Origin of the sequence: Mycobacterium innocens, from assembly GCF_900566055.1 — a bacterium.
GTDB classification, from domain to species: domain Bacteria; phylum Actinomycetota; class Actinomycetes; order Mycobacteriales; family Mycobacteriaceae; genus Mycobacterium; species Mycobacterium innocens.
In genome coordinates this window covers 1-6,755 of the sequence record NZ_UPHQ01000058.1, presented here as the reverse complement: position 1 = coordinate 6,755, position 6,755 = coordinate 1, and the positions used below count along the sequence as shown (strand labels likewise).

The window sequence follows — 6,755 nt, the reverse complement described above, 5'->3', positions numbered from 1 at the left end:
TCGTCCAGATGCGGGCGGATCAACAACAAACGGGCGGCGACCGGATCGGAGTCCACAGCAGGCAGCGTCATACCACAAGTGTGGACAAACCAAACACAAAAACCTAATTAATTACTGCGCGAGTCCTAAGGTCAACCGGACACCGGTCAGGGAACACCGGCGCGCCCCGGTGGAAGCTGCTTGCGACGACCACCGCGAGCCTGGAATTCATATGCGGGGTAACGATTCACCACGGGACGGCCATGTCACTCCGGTACAGCTCCGGGGTCGGGAGGACCTTCGGCCAACAGCTTGCGAAAGCCGTCTTCGTCGAGGATGGGCACGCCGAGTTCGACGGCCTTGTCGTACTTCGATCCTGGCGAGTCGCCGGCGACGACGAACGACGTCTTCTTCGACACCGAACCGGCAGCCTTGCCGCCGCGCGCGACGATCGCCTCCTTGGCCTCGTCACGGGAGAACCCGGCCAGCGAGCCGGTGACGACGACGGTCAAGCCGGCCAGCGTGCGCGGCACGCTTTCGTCGCGCTCGTCGGCCATCCGCACCCCGGCGGCCCGCCACTTGTCGACGATCTCGCGATGCCAGCCGACGGTGAACCATTCCGCGACCGCCGCGGCAATGGTTGGTCCCACGCCCTCGACGGCGGCCAGCTGCTCGGTGGACGCCGCAGCGATCGCGTCGAGGGTGCCGAATTCGGTGGCCAGCGCGCGAGCAGCCGTCGGCCCGACATGGCGGATCGACAACGCCACCAGCACTCGCCACAGCGGTGCGGCCTTGGCCTTGTCGAGGTTGGCCAGCAACCGTTTGCCGTTGGCCGACAATCGGCCGGCCTTGGTGCGGAACAGCTCGGTGCGCAACAGGTCGTCTTCGGTCAGCGCGAACAGGTCGCCCTCGCTGGTGATGACGCCGGCCTGCAGCAGCGCGACGGCCGCCTCGTAGCCCAGCACCTCGATATCGAGGGCGCTTCGGCTGGCGACGTGAAATACCCGCTCCCGCAGTTGCGCCGGGCAGCGCTGGGAGTTGGGGCAGCGGATGTCGGCGTCGCCCTCCTTCTCCGGCGCCAGCGGGGTGCCGCACTCGGGACATGTTGTGGGCATGACGAATTCGCGTTCGGACCCGTCGCGCAGGTCGACCACGGGTCCCAGCACCTCGGGGATCACGTCGCCGGCTTTGCGGATCACCACCGTGTCGCCGATCAGCACCCCCTTGCGTTTGACCTCCGAGGCGTTGTGCAACGTGGCCTGCGCGACCGTCGACCCGGCGACCTTGACCGGAGTCATGAACGCGAACGGGGTGACCCGACCGGTGCGACCGACGTTGACGCGAATGTCGAGCAGCTTGGTCTGCGCCTCCTCGGGTGGGTACTTGTAGGCGATCGCCCAGCGCGGGGCCCGCGACGTGGCACCCAGCCTGCGCTGCAGCGCCACCTCGTCGACTTTGACCACCACGCCGTCGATTTCGTGGTCCACCTCGTGGCGGTGCTCACCCCAGTAGTCGATGCGCTCCCGGACCCCGGCCATGTCGTTGACCAGCGTGGTGTGCTCGGAAACCGGCAATCCCCAGGCTTGTAGCGCCAGGTACGCCTGGTGCAGGCTGGCCGGGCGGAAACCCTCGGTATGGCCCAGCCCGTGACAGATCATCCGCAGCCGCCGCCGGGCCGTGACCGCAGGATCCTTCTGGCGCAGCGAGCCCGCCGCGCTGTTGCGCGGGTTGGCGAACGGCGCCTTGCCCTCGTCGACCAGGCTGGCGTTGAGCGCCTGGAAGTCAGCGACCCGGAAGAACACCTCGCCGCGGACTTCGAGCACGTCGGGGATCGGGTAGTCGTCGCTGGCGCGCAGCCGTTCCGGGACGTCGTCGATGGTACGGGCGTTCAGCGTGACGTCCTCGCCGGTGCGGCCGTCGCCTCGGGTGGAGGCGCGGGTCAGGCGGCCTCCTTGGTAAACCAGCGACAGTGCCACGCCGTCGATCTTGAGCTCGCACAGGTAATTCGCGGCGTCACCGATTTCGGCGTGGATGCGGGTTGCCCAGGCGCCGAGTTCCTCGGCACTGAAAGCATTGTCGAGGCTGAGCATTCTTTCCAGGTGGTCAACCGGCTGGAACTCCGTCGCAAAGCCGGCACCGCCGACCAGCTGCGTGGGCGAATCGGGCGTGCGCAGCTCCGGATACTGTTCCTCGAGCGCTTCCAGCCGGTGCAGCAACTCGTCGAATTCGGCGTCGGTGATGATCGGCGCGTCGCGCACGTAGTAGCGGAACTGGTGTTCGCGGACCTCCTCAGCCAGCTCCTGCCATTGATGCAACGCGTCGGGCGGCGTGGTGTCGGCTTCGGACGAACTCACCCTGGCAGGCTAGCTGAGCACCCTGACACGCCGAGATTGCCGTGATGGCGTATCAGATGGCGTCCGGATCCTCGGCGAACGCCTCGGCAGTCTTGCGGGCAAGCTCGATGGCGGCGCGGGCCCACTGCGGCGTCGCGCTCGCCAGGCCGCATGCCGGGGACACCCCGACGCGGTCGCGCAGCGCCGAACGACCGAAACCGAGCCGATCGGTCACCGCAACCACCTCGGCGGCCACTTCCTCGACCGCCGGTCGCCGCTGCGGTGCGGTGGCGGGGACGACGCCCAGCACCACGGTGCGGCCCGACTCGAAGAAGGCTGCGATGCCGTCCAGGTCCGCCGCGCGCAGCGTGCCCGCATCCACCGACACCGCACCAATAGCGCTGCGCGCCAACAGCTCCCACGGCAACTCGGCCGCGCAGCTGTGCACCATGACGTCCGCGCCGGCGGCCGCGGCGCAGGTGTCGAGCAACGCTCCGGCGACGGCCCCGTCGAGGGGGGCCACCGGGCTCAGTGCGGTCACGCCGGTCAGCCGGCCGCCCAGGGCCGCCGGCAATGACGGCTCGTCGAATTGCACCACCACCGGCGTGTCCAGCCGGCGGGCCAGCATCGCCCGGTGCGCGGCGACACCTTCGGCCAGCGAGGCCGCCAGGTCACGCACCGCGCCCGGGTCGGTGATCGCCCGGTGGCCGTTGGCCAGCTCCAGCCCCGCGCTCAGCGTGATCGGTCCGGGCGCCTGCACCTTGACCACGCGCCCGCCGCCCCGCAGACCGGCGGTCTCCCAGGCCTCCTCGAGGGCGTCCATGTCCTCGTTGAGCATGCTGACCGCTCGGCGGGTCACCGCGCCGGGCCGGGCGACGATGCGGTAGCCGCGCGGCACGGTGTCCACTGCCAAATCGAGCAGCAGGGCGCCGGCCCGGCCGAGCATATCGGCGCCCACTCCCCTGGCGGGCAACTCGACGAGGTGCGCCAGCGCATCGGCCAGCTCGCCGACGACGACCTCGGCGGCCGGCCGCGCCGCCGTGCCGGGCCAGGATCCGATGCCGGTGGCCCTTGCGAAAGGCGACGCGAAAACACTCACTTGTCAACCGTATTCGAGGGCTGTTTAGCGGCGGGGCGCACGGGTAGGTTGCAAGCACAGAAGGGTGGCTGATGGCAAGACGGATCCGGCCGCTGCAGTGGTGCTGCGCGGTGGCGCTGACGGCGGCGTGCACACGCGTGGTGGACGGCGAAGTACTGCCCCCGTATGGCGCTTACCCGCTGGATGTGCTCAACGTCGACGCGGTGCTGTTGGACCAGTCGAGGATGCGCGCGATCACCGGCGCCGGTGACGACCTGACGATCGTGCCGTCGACGGACGGCAAACACCCGGTCGATATCGACGCCCTCGCAGACACCCTGCCCCGGGAATGCCGGTTCATCTACGCCGAGACGGCGATCTTCGGGCCCGACATCGCAGGGTTCCACAAGATCACGTTCCAGGACCCGCCCGAAGGTGCGCTGATCTCCGAGGGCGCCGCGGTGTATCGGGCGCCCGACATCGCCCGGCATGCCTTCGAGTCGCTGGCGGCGGCCGTGGGGAGTTGCGCAAATAGTTCCAGCGGCTCGCTGCTGGTCAGTACGTGGCATGTCGACGGCGACTCGCTGCACATCCGGCCCGGCGACTGTGGCCGCGACTACCGCGTCCTCTCGGTGACGCTGCTGGAAGTCACCTTCTGCGGTTTTCCGGAGTCGGTGCCCGACATCGTGATGACGAACATGGCCGCCAACGTGCCGCACTAGAGTAGCCGATCACCCTTTTGAGTGGCGCTTCGGAGCGATAGGCTCGTCGCCACAGCGCCAGCGCCACACAGAGGGTTGCGTACATCGCGCGTCATGGGTAAACGGGTCGGGTCCTTGGCAGCAGCATCCATACTCTGGGCCGACGCGCCCGGATTTGCTGACCCCAGTGACCGCGCGATACGTGGTCAATGGCCTTGCTGCTCAAGCGATTACGTGGGGTCAACGGCGGGCCGAGGATTTTCTGCTCTGAATCGGTGAGGGGTGGGCAGGCGCCGATTTCATCGGCACCAGGCACCCGGTTGATGGTGGATGCATCATCTTTAGGGCCAAAATCGAGCGCGGGCGGCGGCTCTTCGGCATCCGAAACGACGCTCGGTGCCTAGTTCAGCTTGCGGTTTGCCGCCGGTCGCTGCCGGCGATGGTGGCGCTGCCGAGCACCTCGTCACCGCAGGGATCCGGCCGGTAGAGCACCACCGTCTGGCCACGGGCCACCCCGCGCAGCGGCGCATGCAATCGCACCATCAGCTCATCACCAACCAATTCGACTGTCGCACTTGCGGTTTCACCGTGAGCACGCACCTGCACCGCGCACTCGACCGGACCCGTCGGTGCGGCTCCGGCGGTGAACACCGGTGCTCGTCCGGTCAGCGCGTGCATGTCGAGATCGGACACGTCACCCACGCGAACAGTCGCGGTGTCGGCGTCGATCGCGGTGACGTAGCGCGGGCGGCCATCGGGACCGGGTCCCGGGATACCGAGGCCTTTACGCTGGCCGATGGTGAACCCGTGCACACCGTCATGGGTGGCCAGCACCGCGCCGTCCGCATCGACGACGACGCCCCGGCGAACGCCGATGCGCGCACCGAGGAACGCCCGGGTGTCGCCGGAGGGAATAAAGCAGATGTCGTGGCTGTCGGGTTTGTCGGCAACCGCCAGGCCACGGCGGGCCGCCTCCGCCCGAATCTGCGACTTGGCAGTGTCCCCGATCGGGAACAGCGCATGGCGCAGCTGCCGCGCGGTCAGTACGGCCAGCACATAGGACTGGTCCTTGTCCCGGTCGACGGCGCGGCGCAGCCGCCCATCTGACAGCCGGGCATAGTGGCCGGTGGCCACCGCGTCGAAACCCAGCGCCAGCGCCCGGGTCAACAGTGCCGAGAACTTGATCCGCTGATTGCATCGGACGCAGGGGTTGGGTGTTTCTCCGCGAGCGTAGGAGGACACGAAGTCGTCGATCACGTCTGCGCTGAACTTCTCGGCGAAATCCCAGACATAGAACGGTATTCCGAGTACATCGGCGACCCGGCGGGCGTCCGAGGCGTCCTCTTTGGAGCAACAGCCCCGCGATCCGGTGCGCAGCGTTCCGGGCGCCGTCGACAGCGCCAGGTGCACCCCGACCACGTCGTGTCCGGCATCGACCATGCGGGCGGTCGCGACCGAAGAGTCGACGCCGCCGCTCATCGCGGCGAGAACTTTCACCACGAGGCTCCCGCGGCTGCCAGGGCGGCGCCGCGAGCCCGGGCGACCGCCGCGGGCAGCACCCGCAACGCCGCATCGACATCCGCGTCGACACTGGTGTGCCCCAAGGAAAGACGCAACGACCCGCGGGCGCTGGCAGGGTCGGCGCCCATCGCGATCAACACGTGCGACGGCTGGGCCACGCCGGCGGTGCAGGCCGAACCGGTCGAACACTCAATCCCGTTGGCGTCCAACAACATCAGCAACGCATCGCCCTCACAGCCGCGGAACGTGAAGTGCGCGTTGCCGGGAAGCCGCAACGGGTCGCGAGCACCGTTGAGACACACGTCGTCGATTTCGGCGAGCACCCCCTCGACCAGGCGGTCGCGCAGCAGCCGCAGCCGCGCGCTGTTGGCCTCCACGCCGTCCGCGGCGAGCTGCGCCGCGGTCGCCATTCCCACCGCACCGGCGACGTCGGGAGTGCCGGAGCGAATATCGCGTTCCTGGCCACCGCCGTGCAGCAACGGCACACAGGCGGCGTTGCGGCGCAGCAACAGCGCGCCCACGCCGGGCGGACCGCCGAACTTGTGCGCCGCCACGCTCATCGCCGACAACGTGCTCGCGCCGAAGTCGACCGGTACCTGTCCCACCGCCTGAATCGCGTCACTGTGCATGGGCACGCCGAACTCGGCGGCGACGGCGGCCAGTTCGGCGATCGGCATGATGGTGCCGACCTCGTTGTTGGCCCACATCACCGACACCAGGGCGACGTCGTCATGACTCTGCAACGTCTCGCGCAGCGCGGTGGCCGACACCGAGCCGTCGGCAGCCGTGGGCAGCCAGCTCACCTGCGCACCCCCGTGCTCGACGAGCCAGTCCACCGCGTCGAGTACGGCGTGGTGCTCCACCTGCGAGGTGACGATGCGCCGACGGCCGGGCTGCTCGTCACGGCGCGCCCAGAAGATCCCCTTGACGGCCAGGTTGTCGCTCTCGGTACCGCCGGCGGTGAAAATCACCTCCGAGGGGCGGGCGCCGAGCTTGTCCGCGATCAGCTCCCGGGATTCCTCGATCCGCCGGCGCGCCGTGCGCCCCGTGGTGTGCAGCGACGAAGCGTTGCCGACGGTGCCGAGCTCGGCCGTCATCGCCTCGATGGCGGCGGGGTGCATCGGGGTGGTGGCGGCGTGATCC

Annotated in this window: 5 protein-coding genes; 1 reads left to right on the top strand and 4 read right to left on the bottom strand. The window is 69.0% G+C overall.

Going from position 1 to position 6,755, the window contains the following annotated elements; all coding sequences use genetic code 11:
* Positions 1 to 245 precede the first annotated feature (245 nt).
* Both ligA and EET03_RS07455 read right to left on the bottom strand, forming a co-directional pair.
* Positions 246 to 2,333 (bottom strand): NAD-dependent DNA ligase LigA, encoded by a 2,088-nt coding sequence (ligA, locus tag EET03_RS07460; protein ID WP_099194045.1) that lies wholly within the window; start codon positions 2,331 to 2,333, stop codon positions 246 to 248.
* A 52-nt stretch (positions 2,334 to 2,385) separates the two neighbouring features.
* Positions 2,386 to 3,411: a uroporphyrinogen decarboxylase/cobalamine-independent methonine synthase family protein gene (locus tag EET03_RS07455; RefSeq protein WP_099194044.1), complete on the bottom strand. Its 1,026-nt coding sequence runs from the start codon at positions 3,409 to 3,411 to the stop codon at positions 2,386 to 2,388.
* Between the two features lie 71 nt (positions 3,412 to 3,482).
* Here EET03_RS07455 and EET03_RS07450 point away from each other — a divergent pair, with 71 nt between their 5' ends.
* Positions 3,483 to 4,112: a sensor domain-containing protein gene (locus EET03_RS07450; RefSeq protein WP_075542383.1), complete on the top strand. Its 630-nt coding sequence runs from the start codon at positions 3,483 to 3,485 to the stop codon at positions 4,110 to 4,112.
* A gap of 384 nt (positions 4,113 to 4,496) precedes the next feature.
* Here EET03_RS07450 and mnmA read toward each other — a convergent pair whose 3' ends face one another.
* Both mnmA and EET03_RS07440 read right to left on the bottom strand, forming a co-directional pair.
* Positions 4,497 to 5,588: a tRNA 2-thiouridine(34) synthase MnmA gene (mnmA, locus tag EET03_RS07445; protein WP_208649018.1), complete on the bottom strand. Its 1,092-nt coding sequence runs from the start codon at positions 5,586 to 5,588 to the stop codon at positions 4,497 to 4,499.
* The coding region (locus EET03_RS07440; RefSeq protein ID WP_136625656.1) for a cysteine desulfurase family protein at positions 5,585 to 6,755 on the bottom strand (1,171 nt) is incomplete at its 5' end. The genes EET03_RS07440 and mnmA, both read right to left, overlap by 4 nt.

What these genes read in the sequence shown, in the direction of transcription:
- EET03_RS07450 (WP_075542383.1), top strand. Translation starts at nt 3,483, where the DNA reads ATGGCAAGACGGATCCGGCCGCTGCAGTGGTGCTGCGCGGTGGCGCTG.